General features: G+C 73.9%; 16 protein-coding genes. 12 read left to right on the forward strand and 4 right to left on the reverse strand.

Annotated elements, in window-relative coordinates:
- The first annotated feature begins 144 nt into the window (after positions 1-144).
- The 4 genes from PUR61_RS30000 to PUR61_RS30015 all read left to right on the forward strand — a co-directional run bounded on the left by PUR61_RS30000 (position 145) and on the right by PUR61_RS30015 (position 3,546).
- Positions 145-1,071 carry a thiamine pyrophosphate-dependent dehydrogenase E1 component subunit alpha gene (locus PUR61_RS30000; protein WP_329882629.1) on the forward strand — a complete coding sequence of 309 codons (927 nt, stop codon included), beginning with the start codon at positions 145-147 and terminating at the stop codon, positions 1,069-1,071.
- Between the two features lie 107 nt (positions 1,072-1,178).
- On the forward strand, positions 1,179-2,156 hold the full coding sequence (locus PUR61_RS30005; RefSeq protein ID WP_329882630.1) for an alpha-ketoacid dehydrogenase subunit beta: 978 nt from the start codon (positions 1,179-1,181) through the stop codon (positions 2,154-2,156).
- 86 nt (positions 2,157-2,242) lie between these two features.
- Entirely contained in the window at positions 2,243-2,749 is a 507-nt protein-coding gene (locus tag PUR61_RS30010; protein ID WP_327681265.1) for a quercetin 2,3-dioxygenase, read from the forward strand.
- A 197-nt stretch (positions 2,750-2,946) separates the two neighbouring features.
- Positions 2,947-3,546: a TetR/AcrR family transcriptional regulator gene (locus PUR61_RS30015; protein ID WP_329882631.1), complete on the forward strand. Its 600-nt coding sequence runs from the start codon at positions 2,947-2,949 to the stop codon at positions 3,544-3,546.
- Positions 3,547-3,776: 230 nt separating this feature from the next.
- On the opposite strand, the gene PUR61_RS30020 is transcribed toward PUR61_RS30015, so the two are convergent.
- The 4 genes from PUR61_RS30020 to PUR61_RS30035 all read right to left on the reverse strand — a co-directional run bounded on the left by PUR61_RS30020 (position 3,777) and on the right by PUR61_RS30035 (position 7,407).
- Entirely contained in the window at positions 3,777-4,649 is an 873-nt protein-coding gene (locus PUR61_RS30020) for an LLM class flavin-dependent oxidoreductase (RefSeq protein WP_329882632.1), read from the reverse strand.
- A 1-nt stretch (position 4,650) separates the two neighbouring features.
- Positions 4,651-5,031, reverse strand: a complete 381-nt coding sequence (locus PUR61_RS30025) for a SchA/CurD-like domain-containing protein (RefSeq protein WP_329882633.1) — start codon at positions 5,029-5,031, stop codon at positions 4,651-4,653.
- A gap of 59 nt (positions 5,032-5,090) precedes the next feature.
- Positions 5,091-6,047 carry an SDR family NAD(P)-dependent oxidoreductase gene (locus tag PUR61_RS30030; protein WP_329882634.1) on the reverse strand — a complete coding sequence of 319 codons (957 nt, stop codon included), beginning with the start codon at positions 6,045-6,047 and terminating at the stop codon, positions 5,091-5,093.
- A gap of 259 nt (positions 6,048-6,306) precedes the next feature.
- Entirely contained in the window at positions 6,307-7,407 is a 1,101-nt protein-coding gene (locus PUR61_RS30035; protein ID WP_329882635.1) for an amidohydrolase family protein, read from the reverse strand.
- 408 nt (positions 7,408-7,815) lie between these two features.
- On the opposite strand from PUR61_RS30035, the gene PUR61_RS30040 reads away from it, so the two are divergent.
- The 8 genes from PUR61_RS30040 to PUR61_RS30075 all read left to right on the forward strand — a co-directional run bounded on the left by PUR61_RS30040 (position 7,816) and on the right by PUR61_RS30075 (position 13,054).
- Positions 7,816-8,271, forward strand: a complete 456-nt coding sequence (locus PUR61_RS30040; protein WP_329882636.1) for a hypothetical protein — start codon at positions 7,816-7,818, stop codon at positions 8,269-8,271.
- Between the two features lie 117 nt (positions 8,272-8,388).
- Entirely contained in the window at positions 8,389-8,844 is a 456-nt protein-coding gene (locus tag PUR61_RS30045) for an ester cyclase (protein ID WP_329882637.1), read from the forward strand.
- A 41-nt stretch (positions 8,845-8,885) separates the two neighbouring features.
- A complete protein-coding gene (locus tag PUR61_RS30050) occupies positions 8,886-9,218 on the forward strand; it encodes a TcmI family type II polyketide cyclase (RefSeq protein ID WP_329882638.1) in 333 nt (110 codons plus the stop codon).
- A gap of 119 nt (positions 9,219-9,337) precedes the next feature.
- Positions 9,338-9,607 carry an acyl carrier protein gene (locus PUR61_RS30055; protein WP_329882639.1) on the forward strand — a complete coding sequence of 90 codons (270 nt, stop codon included), beginning with the start codon at positions 9,338-9,340 and terminating at the stop codon, positions 9,605-9,607.
- 3 nt (positions 9,608-9,610) lie between these two features.
- Positions 9,611-10,102: an SRPBCC family protein gene (locus PUR61_RS30060; RefSeq protein ID WP_329882640.1), complete on the forward strand. Its 492-nt coding sequence runs from the start codon at positions 9,611-9,613 to the stop codon at positions 10,100-10,102.
- A 5-nt stretch (positions 10,103-10,107) separates the two neighbouring features.
- Complete coding sequence (locus PUR61_RS30065; RefSeq protein WP_329882641.1) at positions 10,108-10,539, forward strand: cupin domain-containing protein; 432 nt, start codon at positions 10,108-10,110, stop codon at positions 10,537-10,539.
- Positions 10,536-11,822, forward strand: a complete 1,287-nt coding sequence (locus tag PUR61_RS30070; RefSeq protein ID WP_329882642.1) for a beta-ketoacyl-[acyl-carrier-protein] synthase family protein — start codon at positions 10,536-10,538, stop codon at positions 11,820-11,822. The genes PUR61_RS30065 and PUR61_RS30070 overlap by 4 nt, the downstream gene beginning before the upstream one ends.
- On the forward strand, positions 11,819-13,054 hold the full coding sequence (locus PUR61_RS30075) for a beta-ketoacyl synthase N-terminal-like domain-containing protein (RefSeq protein ID WP_329882643.1): 1,236 nt from the start codon (positions 11,819-11,821) through the stop codon (positions 13,052-13,054). Before PUR61_RS30070 ends, PUR61_RS30075 begins: the two co-directional genes overlap by 4 nt.
- The last annotated feature ends 7 nt before the right edge of the window (positions 13,055-13,061 follow it).

Here is a 13,061-nt window from a genome sequence, read left to right on the forward strand (position 1 = left end):
GGGAGTCGGGCCACGAGCGCGGCCGGCGACCGGGTCGCGCGGCGACTCGCCGGCCGTCCCCCGGAGAGCCGAGGAGGCGACCCCATGGGCACATCCCGTACCACACGTTTGACGGTCGATCAGATCGCTGAGATCTACCGGACGATGAGCATGATCCGAGCTTTCGAGGACCGTCTGCACGGGCTGGCGAAGAACCTGCCCGGCGCGGTCCACCTCTACAGCGGACAGGAGGCCGTCGCGGCGGGCGTCTGTGCGGCGCTCGCCCCCGACGACTACCTGGCCAGCACCCACCGCGGCCACGGTCACGCCATCGCCAAGGGCTGTGACGTCGAGGCCATGATGAAGGAACTGCACGGGCGCCCCGACGGCCTCTGCGGCGGCAAGGGCGGCTCGATGCACATCGCGGACTTCGACCGCGGCATGCTCGGCGCCAACGGCCTCGCCGGCGGCGGCGTGCCGCTCGCCTGCGGCGCCGCCCTGACGGCTCGTCAGCAGGGCACCGGACAGGTCGCGGTGGCCTTCACCGGTGACGGCGGCGCCAACCAGGGGGCGGTGCTGGAGAGCCTGGTGTTCGCCCGCATGCTCGACCTGCCGGTGGTGTTCGCCGTCGAGAACAACGGCTACGCCCAGGCGACCCCCGCCGACCGGCACTTCTCCGGCACCGACATGGCCCAGCGCGCGGCCGGGTTCGGTATCCCCGGCGCGGTGGTCGACGGCTACGACGTCCTCGCCGTGCACGCCGCCACCACCGAGGCGGTCGAGCGCGCCCGGGCCGGCGACGGGCCGACCGTCCTGGAGTTCCGGGCCGAGCGGTTCCACGGCCACATGGAGCTCTGGGACGACCAGTCCTACCGCCCGAGCGCGGACCCGGACCGGCTCCGCGCCGACTCCGACCCGCTGCTGCTGCTCCGCGCCCGGATCGCCGACGGCACCGCCGCAGGGCCCGCCGCCTTCGAACTGGACCGGATCGACCGGGACGTCGCCGCCCTCGTGGAGGCCGCCGTCGTGGCCTCGGCGGAGCCGTTCACGGTGGACCGGGCGAGCCTGCTCACGGACGTCTACACCCGCTGACGCGCGCGGCCTTCGACGCGTCCGCCCGCGGGCGCGCACGGCCTTGGACGAGTCCGCCCGCCGACCGGCGCCGGTCGGTCGGGACCACCTCCGGAGGAGAGAGTCACGTGCGTACCATCACCTACCAGCAGGCCATCGGGGAGGCGCTCGCCCAGCAGATGCGCTTCGACCGCTCCGTGGTCCTGATGGGCGAGGACAGCACCAACGCGTGGGGCCCGACCAAGGGCCTGCACATCGAGTTCCCGGACCGCGTGCTCGACATGCCGATCACCGAGGCGGCCTTCGTCGGCGCCGCGGTCGGCGCTGCGGCGACCGGCCTGCGCCCGGTGGTCGACCTGCTCTTCGTCGACTTCGCCACCGTCTGCTTCGACCAGATCGCCAACCAGGCCGCCAAGCTGCGCTACATGTCCGGCGGCAAGGTCTCCGTGCCGCTGGTGCTGCGCGCGATGTGGGGCACCGGCCTGCGCCGCGGCGCCCAGCACTCGCAGGCGCTGCACCCGCTCTTCGTCCACCTGCCCGGCATCAAGGTGGTCGCGCCGTCCAACCCGTACGACGCCAAGGGCCTGATGGCGCAGGCGCTGGTGGACGACGACCCGGTGCTCTTCCTGGAGCACAAGATGCTCTACTTCGCGCCCGGCCCCGTCCCCGAGGAGCCGTACGCGATCCCGTTCGGCACGGCCAAGGTGGTCCGCGAGGGCGCGGACGCCACCGTGGTCGCGATCGGCCGGATGGTCTCGGTCGCGCTCACCGCCGCCGAGCGGCTGGCCGCCGAGGGCGTGGACGTCGAGGTGATCGACCCCCGGACGCTCTCGCCGCTGGACACCTCGACCATCTACGCCAGCGTCGAGAAGACCGGCCGCCTGGTCGTGGTCGACGAGGCGCACCCGCGGTGCAGCCTGGCCACCGACATCGCCGCCCAGGTCGCGCAGGACCGTTTCGCGGCGCTGCGCGGACCGGTCAGGATGGTCACCGGGCCGCACGCGCCGGTGCCCTTCAGCCCCGAGCTGGAGGACGCCTTCGCGCCCGGACCGGACGAGGTGGTGGCCGCCGTGCTGGCCACCAGCGCCGTCCGCACCGCGGCCTGACGCTCCGACCGATCAGGCGCTCCATCAGTTTCCGCACCGTTTCCGAGCGGTCCCGCGCGCGGGCCCGCCGACCGAGGAGGAACCGAGTGACGTCCCAACCGTTCGTGAAGCAGCCCGACGAGGGTCGCGCCATCTGGCACGTGGGCGCCCTGCTCAAGTTCAAGGCGACCGGCGCCGAGACCAACGGCCAGTTCTGGCTCGCCGAGCAGCTCTCGCCGGCGGGCTACGCCTCGCCCGTCCACCTGCACACCCGCGAGGACGAGTTCTTCATCGTCCAGGAGGGCGAGATGGTGCTGCGGATCGGCGACGACGAGCACAAGGTCGGCCCGGGTGCCACCGTGTTCGCGCCGCGCGGCATCGCCCACCAGTACCGGGTGGAGACCGAGGGCACCCGGTTCCTGGTGCTCGGGACCCCGGCCGGCTTCGAGGAGTGGTTCTTCCAGACCGGCGAGCCGGCCACCAGCCTGGAACTCCCCCCGCCGCTCCAGGGACCGCCGGACTTCGCCCGACTGCTGGGCGCGCTGGAGCCGCTCGGCGTGCAGCTGGTCGGGCCGCCGCCCGGGCTGGGCGGCCCCGCCGGACCGCCCCGCTGAGCGGTGCCGCGTCTGGACAGTGCCGCGCCGGCCCTGCCGTCCAACCGGGCGGCAGGGCCGGCGCCGTGCGTACCGGAGCCGGCCACGGACCGGCCCGAACGGGTGAGCGGGCGCTCACCTACACGCTATCCTTCGGTAACCACTCCGCAGTCGCGGACCGGGACGACCCCGGCCGCACCCGTCCCTTCGGAGCCTTCATGAGTATGCGCGAGCAGATCGTCGACGCCGCCGAGCGGGTGATCCGGGACCTCGGCCTGGCCCGCTGCACCACCAAGGAGATCGCGGAGGTGGCGGGCTGCTCCGAGGGCACCATCTACCGGCACTTCCGCAGCAAGGAGGACGTCTTCCTGGCCGTCCTGGCCGAGCGGCTGCCCGGGCTGCTGCCCGTGCTGCGCGCCCTGCCGGAGGAGATCGGCACCGAGGGGGAGGTCCGCGCGACCCTCCAGCAGGTGGCCGAGGAAGCGCTCGCCTTCTACCGGGAGTCGATGCCGATGCTGCTCTCGGTCTTCGCCGAGCCCAAGCTGCTCGACCGGCACCGGGAGTGGATGCGGGCCAACAACGCCGGCCCGCACCGGGCCTCCGAGCTGCTGGCCGACTACCTGCGCCGGGCCCAGCGGGTCGACGTGGTCAGCCGGGACGCCGACCCGATGGCCGCGTCCCAGCTCCTGCTCGGCGCCTGCTACCTGGCCGCGTACGGGGGCGTGTTCGCCGCGCCGTCGGCCGGCCAGGAGGCGCTGCGCGAGGCGGAGGCCTTCGTCCGGCAGCTGTGGCGGACGCTGGCCCCGGCGCCCGTGTAGCACCGGCCCGGCCCCGGCGGGCCCGTCCGGACCGGTCCGTCGCCCGGCGAGCAGTGCCGGGCGGCGGACCTTCCGCGGTCCGGCGCCGCGGCGCCGGCGGCCCGCCCCGCCCGGGGCGCCCCGGCGCCGGACCGCCGGACCTGCCGGACCCCCCCGTCGCCGGACCCGGGCGGGGAACGGGGGAGGGGCGGGTGGCCAGTGGCCGCCCGCCCCTCCCCGCCGTGCCGTGGTCAGCCCTGGAGCCCCAGCACCTCGGCCGCGGCCGTGACCTGGTCGAGGTCCCGGGAGCACGGCATCAACAGCAGCTCGTCGCAGCCCGCCTCGGCGTACTTGCCGACGATCCCGCGCAACTTGCCCGCCGAGTCGGCGGCGCCGCGCAGGATGTGCTCGACGAACGGACCGGCGTCCCGGTAGTAGGACCGCAGGTAGCCCTCGGTGTGCTTGGTCGCGTCCCCGCCCAGCGCGAAGTACGCCAGCGCCACCAGCCGGGGCGCGCCCTCGCGGCCCTCCTCCGTCCACAGCTCGCGCAGCGACTGCGCGCCCTGGGCGAACATCATCGGGCCGGTGCCGCCGCCGATCCAGCCGTCACCCAGCCGCGCCGCCCGGCGCAGTGCGGCCGGCGAGTGGCCGCCGAGGATCAGCTCCGGCCCGTTCTGCCGGACCGGCGCCGGTCCGACGGCCGGCTCCCGGCCGGCCTGCGCGTCGGCCCAGTGCCGGCGCAGCTCGGCCACCTGGGTGCCGGTCCGGGCGCCCCGGCCGGTCTTCTCGATCCGGCCGGCCTCGAAGTCGTCCGGTCGCGAGCCGACGGCCAGCCCGAGGGTGAGCCGCCCGCCGGAGAGCCGGTCCACGGTGGCGGCCTGCTTGGCCAGCAGCGCGGTGTTGGAGCGCAGCGGCGAGATCAGGATGCTGGTCGCCAGACCGATCCGCTCGGTGACCGCGGCGGCCGCGGCCAGCGTGGTGAGCGGCTCCCAACTGGTGTGCAACAGGCGGTCGATGGTGCCGAGCGTGGAGAACCCGGCGGCCTCGGCCTGCACCGCCCAGCCGACCACGTCCTCGCCCGCGGTACCTTCCAGCGAGGTCGGCAGTCCGATTCCGATCTTCATGTCACTCCCCCTGGAGGGGCTGGTCGTGGCGGCGGGAGAGCACGTTCTCCATCGAGGCCAGCCGGAAGAAGGCCTGGGCGCCCTCCCGGCTGGTCATGTCGCGGGGGACGGCCAGGTGGTTCTCCAGCTCCCGCTCGAACTCGCGGACGGCCGGCTGCTGGCTCATGTGCGCGGCCACCAGCGGGAGCGGGCCCTCGATCTCGATGACCCGGACGGCCAGCTCCTTGCCGACGAAGGCCTGGGTGCCGAGGAGCTTCCCGACGACGGTGCCGTCCGGGGTGCGGACGTCGAACTCCGGGCGGCCGCTCTTGCGGAACAGCTCCTTGACGGTGTCCTCGCTGCCCGGGAGCAGCGGGTAGTACAGCGCGTGCCACGTGCTCATGTCGTCTCCTGACGGTTCGGGGCCGGGTCCGGCCCCGTCGGGGTGGGGAGGTGGCGCTGTCACTGGCTGGCGGTGACGCCGCCGTCCACGTACAGCACCTGGCCGGAGATGAATCCGGCCCGCGGTGAGGCGAGGAAGGTCACGGCGTCCGCGACCTCGTGCAGCTCGGCGGTGCGGCCCAGCGGGATCCGGCCGATCACCATCCTCATGAACTCCGGGTTCTGGGCGTTCTCCTGGACGAAGTCGGTGCGCACGAAGCCGGGAGCGACCGCGTTCACCGCGATCCGGTGCCGGCCCCATTCGGCGGCCAGCTGCTTGACCAGCAGGTCCAGGCCCGCCTTGCTCGCGCCGTACGCGCTGAAGCCGCGCCGTGCGCCGAACTTGCCGCGTACGGAGGAGAGATGGACGATCCGGCCGCCGTCGCCCGCGATCATGGCCCGCCCGACCGACTGGGAGAGCCAGAAGGCGCCCAGCAGGTTGGTGTCGACGATGGTGCGCCAGTCCTCCTCCGAGATGGTCTCGGCGCCGACCGTCACCAGCGCGCTGGCGCAGTTGACCAGGACGTCGATGCCGCCCCAGCCTGCGACCAGGGTGTCCACCAGCCGGTCCACGTCGGCACGGTCGGCGACGTCGACGGCGTGGGCGACGACCTCCCCGCCCCGGGCGGCCAGCGGGGCGAGCCGGTCGGCGGTCTCCTCGGCCTTCTTCAGCGAGCGGCCGGCGACGGCCACCCGGGCGCCCTGGGCGGCGAGGTCCTCGGCGACGGCGGCGCCGATGCTGCCGTAGCCGCCGACCACCAGGACCCGGCTGCCGGCGAACTGCCGGTCGGCGGGGACCCGTTCGGGTGCGGGTTGGGGCGCTCCCGCGCCGGGCGGTCCTCCGCCGGGCGGGCCGAAGACCCCCGGCGGCGGCCCGCCCGGGCGTCCGCCGGGTGGGCCGGCGAAGCCCGGGGGCGGTCCGCCGCCCGGGCGTCCGGCGGGCGGGCCCGGCGGGTCGGTCGGTGCGGCTGCCGTCATGACGGCACCTCCCTGTCGCTTGTCGGTGGTGGTTCCAGGCGCGTGGCCCCTGGCCCCCGTGGTGGGTGGTTCCCGGTGCGTGGTTCCCGGTGGGTCGTGCCGGCGCGGAACCGCGGAACGCGGTCCCGGCGCGGTCCCGGCGCGGTCCCGGATCCGGCGTGGAGCCGGGACCGTTGCGGTGCCGGGGCGCGGGCGGCGCCGGCGGGTCGGGGTGAGTCCGGGCCCGGTGCTACCCGGGTCCGCTCGGGATGTGCCGGGTTCAGATGCGGTCCGGCGCGGCGGGCGCCAGGCCGAACAGCTCGGCGGCGTTGCCGTGCCGGATCCGGGCGACCGCGGTGGCGTCCAGGCCGAGCCCGTCGAGCCGGGCGAGCGAGGCGTCCAGCGGTGCGCTCATCGGCGGGGAGTCGGTGCCGAACATGACGTTGCCGACCCCGAAGGCGTCGACCGCGGCGGCGATGGCGCGCAGGCTCGGGGTCGCCGTGTCGACGTACACCCGGCCGAGCACCTCGGCGAGCGGCGGGACGGGGGGACCGGCCGGTGCCGCCGCACCCGGCCCGCCCGGTCCGCCCGTCCCCGGCCCTCCGGGACCGCCGGGCCGGCCCGCCGCACCGGGCCCGCCCGCCGGGGGTCCGCCGACACCCGCCGGGGGCCCGCCGGCGCCGGGCGGCGGGCCGCCCGCGCCCGGCCGCCCGAAGGTGACCGGCATCCGCCGGGCCAGCTCCAACCGCTCCAGCAGCAGCGGCAGCCCGCCGCCGCAGACCGGCGCGACGATCCGCAGGTCGGGGTACTTCTCCAACCAGCCGGCGAAGAGCACCGCCGCCGTTCCCAGCGTGACGTCGCAGGGCCGGGCGATCTGTTCGACCAGCCGCAGGTCGTCCAGCTCGCCGGCACCGGCCGGCTCGGCCGGCGGGTGCAGCATGACCGGGGTCCGGTACTGTGCGGCCATCGCGAAGAAGGCGTCGGCCTCCGGGCCGTCGAGGAAGCGCCCCTCGATGCTGGAGTTCACCATCAGCCCCACGAACTCGGGCTGTTCGAGGCGCTTGGCGGTGGCGGCCAGCTCGGCGTCGGAGCCCAGCGGGTTGGTGTAGACGTATCCGCGGAGGGCTCCGGGCCGGGCCCGGACCTGCTCGCCGAGCCAGTCGTGGAACCGCTCCAGGGTGTCGAGCGGCTGGCGGTAGTTGTCCAGTCCCGGCGTGCGCACCATGGTGCCCGCGCCTACGGGACTGCCGACCAGGGACGTGGTGATCCCGGCCGCCGCCTTGAGTTCCACCATGCCGTCGACGTCGACGAGGCTCGGCGGCATGGGGAACCGGCGGAAGAGTTCGGGCGACGTGATGTGGCCGTGCACATCGATCGTCATCGGCTCGACACCTCCTGGGATGTCCGCCGGCCGGTCGGCTCGGCAGGGTGGTCGCGGGCCCGGACAGTCAAGTGAGTGAGTGCCCGCTCGCACCGTAGGGTGCAGCCGGTGCGCGCGTCAACACGGCCTCCTCCCTGGCCGGTTGGTGCAACGAACCGGCTGGGCAACCGGCCCGGGAGGACCGGGACGCGGTCCGTGGACGCCCGGGCGACGTCCCAGCCCGGTGGAGACGGATGCCTCCTGACACTGGGACCGCCCGGCGGCAAGGATGAGCCGGCGGGGCCGCCCCGGGGGCCGAGATGCCCCGGCCCCCGGGGTCCCGTGCCATCGCACCGGGCGACCCCGCCCCGGTTCGCCGAACACTCGGCGAACGTCCCGTGATCTCCAGGATCGATTCGAGGAATCGACATGAAGGACAATGCGAACGTCTGGCTGGTGACATCGTCCAGCGTTCAGCTCGGCACCTTGTGGATCATGAAAACCTCGATCCTGCCGATGCTGAACTCTCTGCCCTACGACCGGTACGTCAACACGTGCCAGCTCATCGACATGCACGTGTTCCACCCGATCGCCTTCTGGAACGGCATCGCCACCGCCACCGTGGGCGCCACCAAGGCCGTCCGCTCGGAGAGCAAGGTGGCCAAGGTGCTGTACGCGGCCGGCACCGTCGGCATGGCGACCGTCGCGGTCGCCTCCGAGGGCGTCAACCGCCCGATCTGGCGCCAGATCGAGCGCTGGAGCCCCCACCAGGACAGCGACGCCGCCTGGCGCGGCAAGCGCCGTCGGTGGCACCTGGCGCACGAGACCCGGACCATGGGCGCGATCGGTGCGGCGGTCTGCTTCACCCTCGCCGCACTTCTCTGACCTGCGCCGGTCCACCTCCGGGGCCTTCCCTGCCCCGGTTTGCGAAGCCCTGACTTCCGCCCACCCGGACCGCCCACGGCCTCGGCCGCAGGGTCGTCCGCCGAGCAAAGGAGTGTCATGACCTCGTCCACCGAGACCACGGTCGAGACCAACAAGGCCCTCATCCGCGACCTGACCGAGCGGGCCTTCAACGACGGCGACCTGTCCACCATCGGCGACCGCTTCGCCGAGGACTACGTGGTGCACGCCCCCGGCCTGCCCCCGATGCCGCCCGGCCCGGACTCGTTCCGCCAGGCCGTGCTGCTCTGGCGCAACGCCTTCCCCGACGTCCACGTGACCGTCGAGGACGTGGCCGGCGACGGCGACCGGGTCTACGCCCGCTTCACCACCCGCGGCACCCACCAGGGGCAGCTGTTCGACATCCCGCCGACCGGCAAGCCGGTCACGGTGCACGAGATGTCCTGCCACCGGATCGTCGACGGCCGGGTCGTCGAGTCGTGGATCGGCGACAACGTGCCCCGGATCCTTCTCGACATCGGTGCCATCCAGCCGGTCGGCCGCCCGCAGCACTGAGTCCACCAGCCCGAGCCCACCGCACCCCGAGGGGAGCCCCCATGCACCGCTCACTGATCATCGCCCGGATGGTGCCCGGATCGGAGGGCGACGTCGCCCGCATCTTCGGCGAGTCGGACGAGACCGAACTGCCGCGGATCGCCGGCGTCACCCACCGCTCGCTGTACCTGCTCGGCGACACCTACGTCCACCTGCTGGAGACCGACGACCCGGGTCAGGCAGCGGTCGACGCCGCCCGCCGCCACCCCGAGTTCGCCCGCGTCAGCGAACGGCTCACCCCGTTCATCTCCCCCTACCTGGCCACGTGGCGCTCCCCGCAGGACGCGGTCGCCCAGTGCTTCTACAGCTGGGAGTCCGGTACCGGCGGTCGGTGACCCGACCACCGCCGGCGCCCTGACCGACGGGGTCCGTTCACCCCGGAGCAGCGCTGTGCCCCGGAGCGGCACCCCCGCCCCGGAGCAGTCCCTACACCGGAGAAACGAGAGGCAGCACCATGACCGACCACCAGGCCGGCGGGACGACCACGGTCGTCACCGCGGCGGAGATCGAGAACGTCCTCATCACCAGCGCCGGCGCGGCGCCGGACGTCTTCGAGGGCTCCCGGCACGTCCCCCTGGAGGAGCTCGGCCTCGACTCGCTGGCCGTCCTGGAGCTGGAGGCGGTGATCGCCGACCGGTACGGCCTCAAGGTCCCGGACGGCGCCGTTGCCCTCAGCGTCGACGAGATCGTCGCCCAGCTGCAGGGCGCCGGGGCGGTGAGCTGACCGATGGCCGGACACACCGAGAACGGCATCGTCATCCAGGCCCCGCTCAAGCTCGTCTGGGACGTCACCAACGACGTCGCCGGCTGGCCCGAGCTGTTCACCGAGTACGCGTCCGCCGAGATCATCGAGCAGCGCGGCGAGACCGTCCGGTTCCGGCTCACCATGCACCCGGACGAGGAGGGGCGGATCTGGAGCTGGGTCAGCGACCGGACCGTCAACGCGGCCGACCGCACCGTCCACGCCCACCGGGTCGAGACCGGGCCCTTCGCCTACATGCAGATCCACTGGCGCTACGAGGAGCTGCCCGAGGGCGGCACCCGGATGACCTGGATCCAGGACTTCTCGATGAAGCCCGCCGCCCCGGTCGACGACCAGGGCATGACCGAACGCCTCAACACCAACTCGCCCGTGCAGCTGGAGATCATCCGCCGCAAGGTCGAGGCACTCGCCGCCGACCGGGGCACCGCCCAGGCCGGCCCCGCCGAAGAGGAGTGAGCGCCATGGCCGTCAGGAACTACCGAATCGTCGGCATCGACGACGTCCCCGCCAACCGGAAGCGCGGTGGCGAGACCCGTGCGGTGCTCTCCCCGGCCACGGTCGGCTCGACCTCGGGCTTCATGGGGATCGCCCGGCTCCAGCCCGGGGAGCGGATCAGCGAGCACTACCACCCGTACAGCGAGGAGTTCGTGCTCCTCGTCCGGGGCGAGCTCACCCTCGACCTGGACGACAAGCCGTTCGAGCTGTTCGCCGGCCAGGGCCTGGTCATCCCCAAGGACGTCCGGCACCGGCTGCGCAACACCGGCAACGAGGAGGCCTTCGTGGTCTTCCACCTCGGCCCGCTGGCGCCCTCCCCGGAGCTGGGCCACGTCGACACCGAGGACGGCCCGGGCACCAAGGCGCACGAGGGACACATAGTGCTGGGGGAGCGATGACCGCATCCCCCTCCGCAGGTGCCCGCCGCGTGGTGGTCACCGGGATCGGTGTGGTGGCGCCCGGCGGCACCACCCGGGAGTCCTTCTGGGACCTCATCACCTCCGGCCGCACGGCGACCCGCAGGATCAGCGCGTTCGACGCGTCGGCGTTCCGCTCGCAGATCGCCGCCGAGGCGGACTTCGACGCAGTCGCGGCCGGCCTCACCCCGCTGGAGCTGCGCCGCGCCGACCGCTACGTCCAGTTCGCGCTGGCCGCCTCCCAGGAGGCGGTGTCCGACGCCGGACTGCAGCTCGACGAACAGACCCGTGAGGCCACCGGCGTGGTGCTCGGCTCGGCGGTCGGCGGCACCATCGTCCTGGAGGACGAGTTCGTGGTGGCCAGCGACTCCGGCCGGAACTGGCTGGTCGACCCGGACGTCACCAGTCCCTTCCTCTACCAGGGCCTGATCCCCAGCAGCCTGGCCGCCGACGTGGCCGCCCGGCACGCGGTGCACGGCCCGGCCGTGGTGGTCTCCACCGGCTGCACCTCCGGCATCGACGCGATCGGCCACGCCTACCAGCTGCTGGTGGACGGCGAGGCCGAGGTGATGATCACCGGTGCTTCCGACTCGCCGATCTCCCCGGTCACCGTGGCCTCCTTCGACGCGATCAAGGCCACCACCCCGGACAACGACGACCCGGAGCACGCCTCCCGGCCGTTCGACCGGGACCGGCACGGCTTCGTGCTCGGCGAGGGCTGCGCGGTGCTCGTCCTGGAGGAGCTGGAGCACGCCCGCCGGCGCGGCGCCCGGATCTACTGCGAGGTGGTCGGCTACGCCAACCGCGGCAACGCCTTCCACATGACCGGGCTGCGCCCGGATGGCCTGGAGATGTCCGAGGCGATCAGCGACACGCTCCGCCAGGCCCGGCTCAACCCCGAGGACGTGCACTACATCAGCGCCCACGGCTCCGGGACCAGGCAGAACGACCGGCACGAGACCGGCGCGTTCAAGCGCTCGCTGGGCCACGCCGCGTACGGCGTGCCGATCAGCTCGATCAAGTCGATGGTCGGCCACTCGCTGGGCGCGATCGGCGCGATCGAGATGGCCGCCTGCGCGCTGGCCGTCGAGCGCGGGGTCGTCCCGCCGACCGCCAACTGGCAGAACCGGGACCCCGAGTGCGATCTCGACTACACGCCCAACAACGCCCGTGAGGTACGGGTCGGTGCGGCGCTGTCGGTCGGCAGCGGGTTCGGCGGCTTCCAGTCCGCGATGCTCTTCGCCAAGCTCGGGAGGATCCGATGAGCGAGCGGCGCGCGGTCATCACCGGCGTCGGCGTGGTCGCGCCGAGCGGGACCGGCAGTGAGGCCCACTGGAAGACGGTCTGCGGCGGCGAGAGCCGGATCGGCCCGATCACGCTCTTCGACGCCAGTTCGTACGAGACCACGCTGGCCGGCGAGGTCGGCGACTTCGACGCCAACCGGTACGTCGAGCGCCGGCTCCAGGTGCAGACCGACCGCTGGACCCACCTGGCCTACGCGGCGGCCGAACTGGCCTTCGGCGAAGCCGAGTTGGATCCGTCGACGGTCGAGCCCTACAAGTTCTCGGTGGCGCTGGCGAGTTCGTCCGGCGGCAACCAGTTCGGCCAGCGCGAGCTCCAGCGGCTCTGGCAGCCGGACACCTCGCGGACCGTCGGCGCCTACCAGTCGATCGCCTGGTTCTACGCCGCGACCGTCGGCCAGCTGGCCATCCGGCACCAGGCCAAGGGCCCGTCCAGCGTCCTCGTCTCGGAGGGCGCCGGCGGTCTGGACTCCCTGGCGCACGCCGCCCGCCTGATCCGCCGCGGCGCGGACGTGGTGCTGGCCGGCGGCACCGAGGCGCCGCTCGGCCCGTACGCGCTCGCCTGCCAGCAGCGCAGCGGCCGGCTCTACACCGGCACCGACCCGGCGGCGGCGTACCTGCCGTTCGACGAGCGCGCGGCCGGCTACGTGCCGGGCGAGGGCGGCGCGGTCTTCGTGGTCGAGGACCTCGAACACGCGCTGGCCCGGGGTGCCCGGATCCGCGCCGAGATCTCCGGCTGGGCCGCCACCCACGACGGCGCCTCCACCACCCGGACCGGCGCAGGCTCGGTCCGCCAGTACGCCCGCGCGCTGGGCACCGCGATCGAACGGGCCGGGCTCACCCCCGGCGACGTCGACGTGGCCTTCCCTGACGCGGTCGGCGTCGCGGCGTACGACCGCACCGAGGTGCAGGCGCTGCGCGAGGTGTTCGGCGAGGCCGGCCCGGCCGCCGTCACCACCCAGAAGCCGCTGACCGGGCGGCTCTACCAGGGCGGCAGCGCACTGGACGCCGCCACCGCGGTGCTGGCCATGGACAACGGCCTGATCCCGCCCTCGGCGGGCCCGGCCCGCCCGGCCGACGGCTGCGAGCTGGCCTTCGTCCGCGAGGAGCAGGCCGTCGAGGTCGGCGCCGCGCTGATCGGTGCCCGCGGTTTCGACGGCTTCAACAGCGCCGTCGTCCTGCGCGCGCACTCCTGACACCCAA

The sequence above is a fragment of the Streptomyces sp. BE20 genome, from assembly GCF_036322525.1.
Lineage (GTDB): Bacteria > Actinomycetota > Actinomycetes > Streptomycetales > Streptomycetaceae > Kitasatospora.

Coding starts and splice junctions, on each gene's coding strand:
- PUR61_RS30000 (WP_329882629.1), top strand. CDS start 145: ATGAGCATGATCCGAGCTTTCGAGGACCGTCTGCACGGGCTGGCGAAG.
- PUR61_RS30015 (WP_329882631.1), top strand. CDS start 2,947: ATGAGTATGCGCGAGCAGATCGTCGACGCCGCCGAGCGGGTGATCCGG.
- PUR61_RS30020 (WP_329882632.1), bottom strand. CDS start 4,649: ATGAAGATCGGAATCGGACTGCCGACCTCGCTGGAAGGTACCGCGGGC.
- PUR61_RS30025 (WP_329882633.1), bottom strand. CDS start 5,031: ATGAGCACGTGGCACGCGCTGTACTACCCGCTGCTCCCGGGCAGCGAG.
- PUR61_RS30030 (WP_329882634.1), bottom strand. CDS start 6,047: ATGACGGCAGCCGCACCGACCGACCCGCCGGGCCCGCCCGCCGGACGC.
- PUR61_RS30035 (WP_329882635.1), bottom strand. CDS start 7,407: ATGACGATCGATGTGCACGGCCACATCACGTCGCCCGAACTCTTCCGC.
- PUR61_RS30040 (WP_329882636.1), top strand. CDS start 7,816: ATGAAGGACAATGCGAACGTCTGGCTGGTGACATCGTCCAGCGTTCAG.
- PUR61_RS30045 (WP_329882637.1), top strand. CDS start 8,389: ATGACCTCGTCCACCGAGACCACGGTCGAGACCAACAAGGCCCTCATC.
- PUR61_RS30050 (WP_329882638.1), top strand. CDS start 8,886: ATGCACCGCTCACTGATCATCGCCCGGATGGTGCCCGGATCGGAGGGC.
- PUR61_RS30055 (WP_329882639.1), top strand. CDS start 9,338: ATGACCGACCACCAGGCCGGCGGGACGACCACGGTCGTCACCGCGGCG.
- PUR61_RS30060 (WP_329882640.1), top strand. CDS start 9,611: ATGGCCGGACACACCGAGAACGGCATCGTCATCCAGGCCCCGCTCAAG.
- PUR61_RS30065 (WP_329882641.1), top strand. CDS start 10,108: ATGGCCGTCAGGAACTACCGAATCGTCGGCATCGACGACGTCCCCGCC.
- PUR61_RS30070 (WP_329882642.1), top strand. CDS start 10,536: ATGACCGCATCCCCCTCCGCAGGTGCCCGCCGCGTGGTGGTCACCGGG.
- PUR61_RS30075 (WP_329882643.1), top strand. CDS start 11,819: ATGAGCGAGCGGCGCGCGGTCATCACCGGCGTCGGCGTGGTCGCGCCG.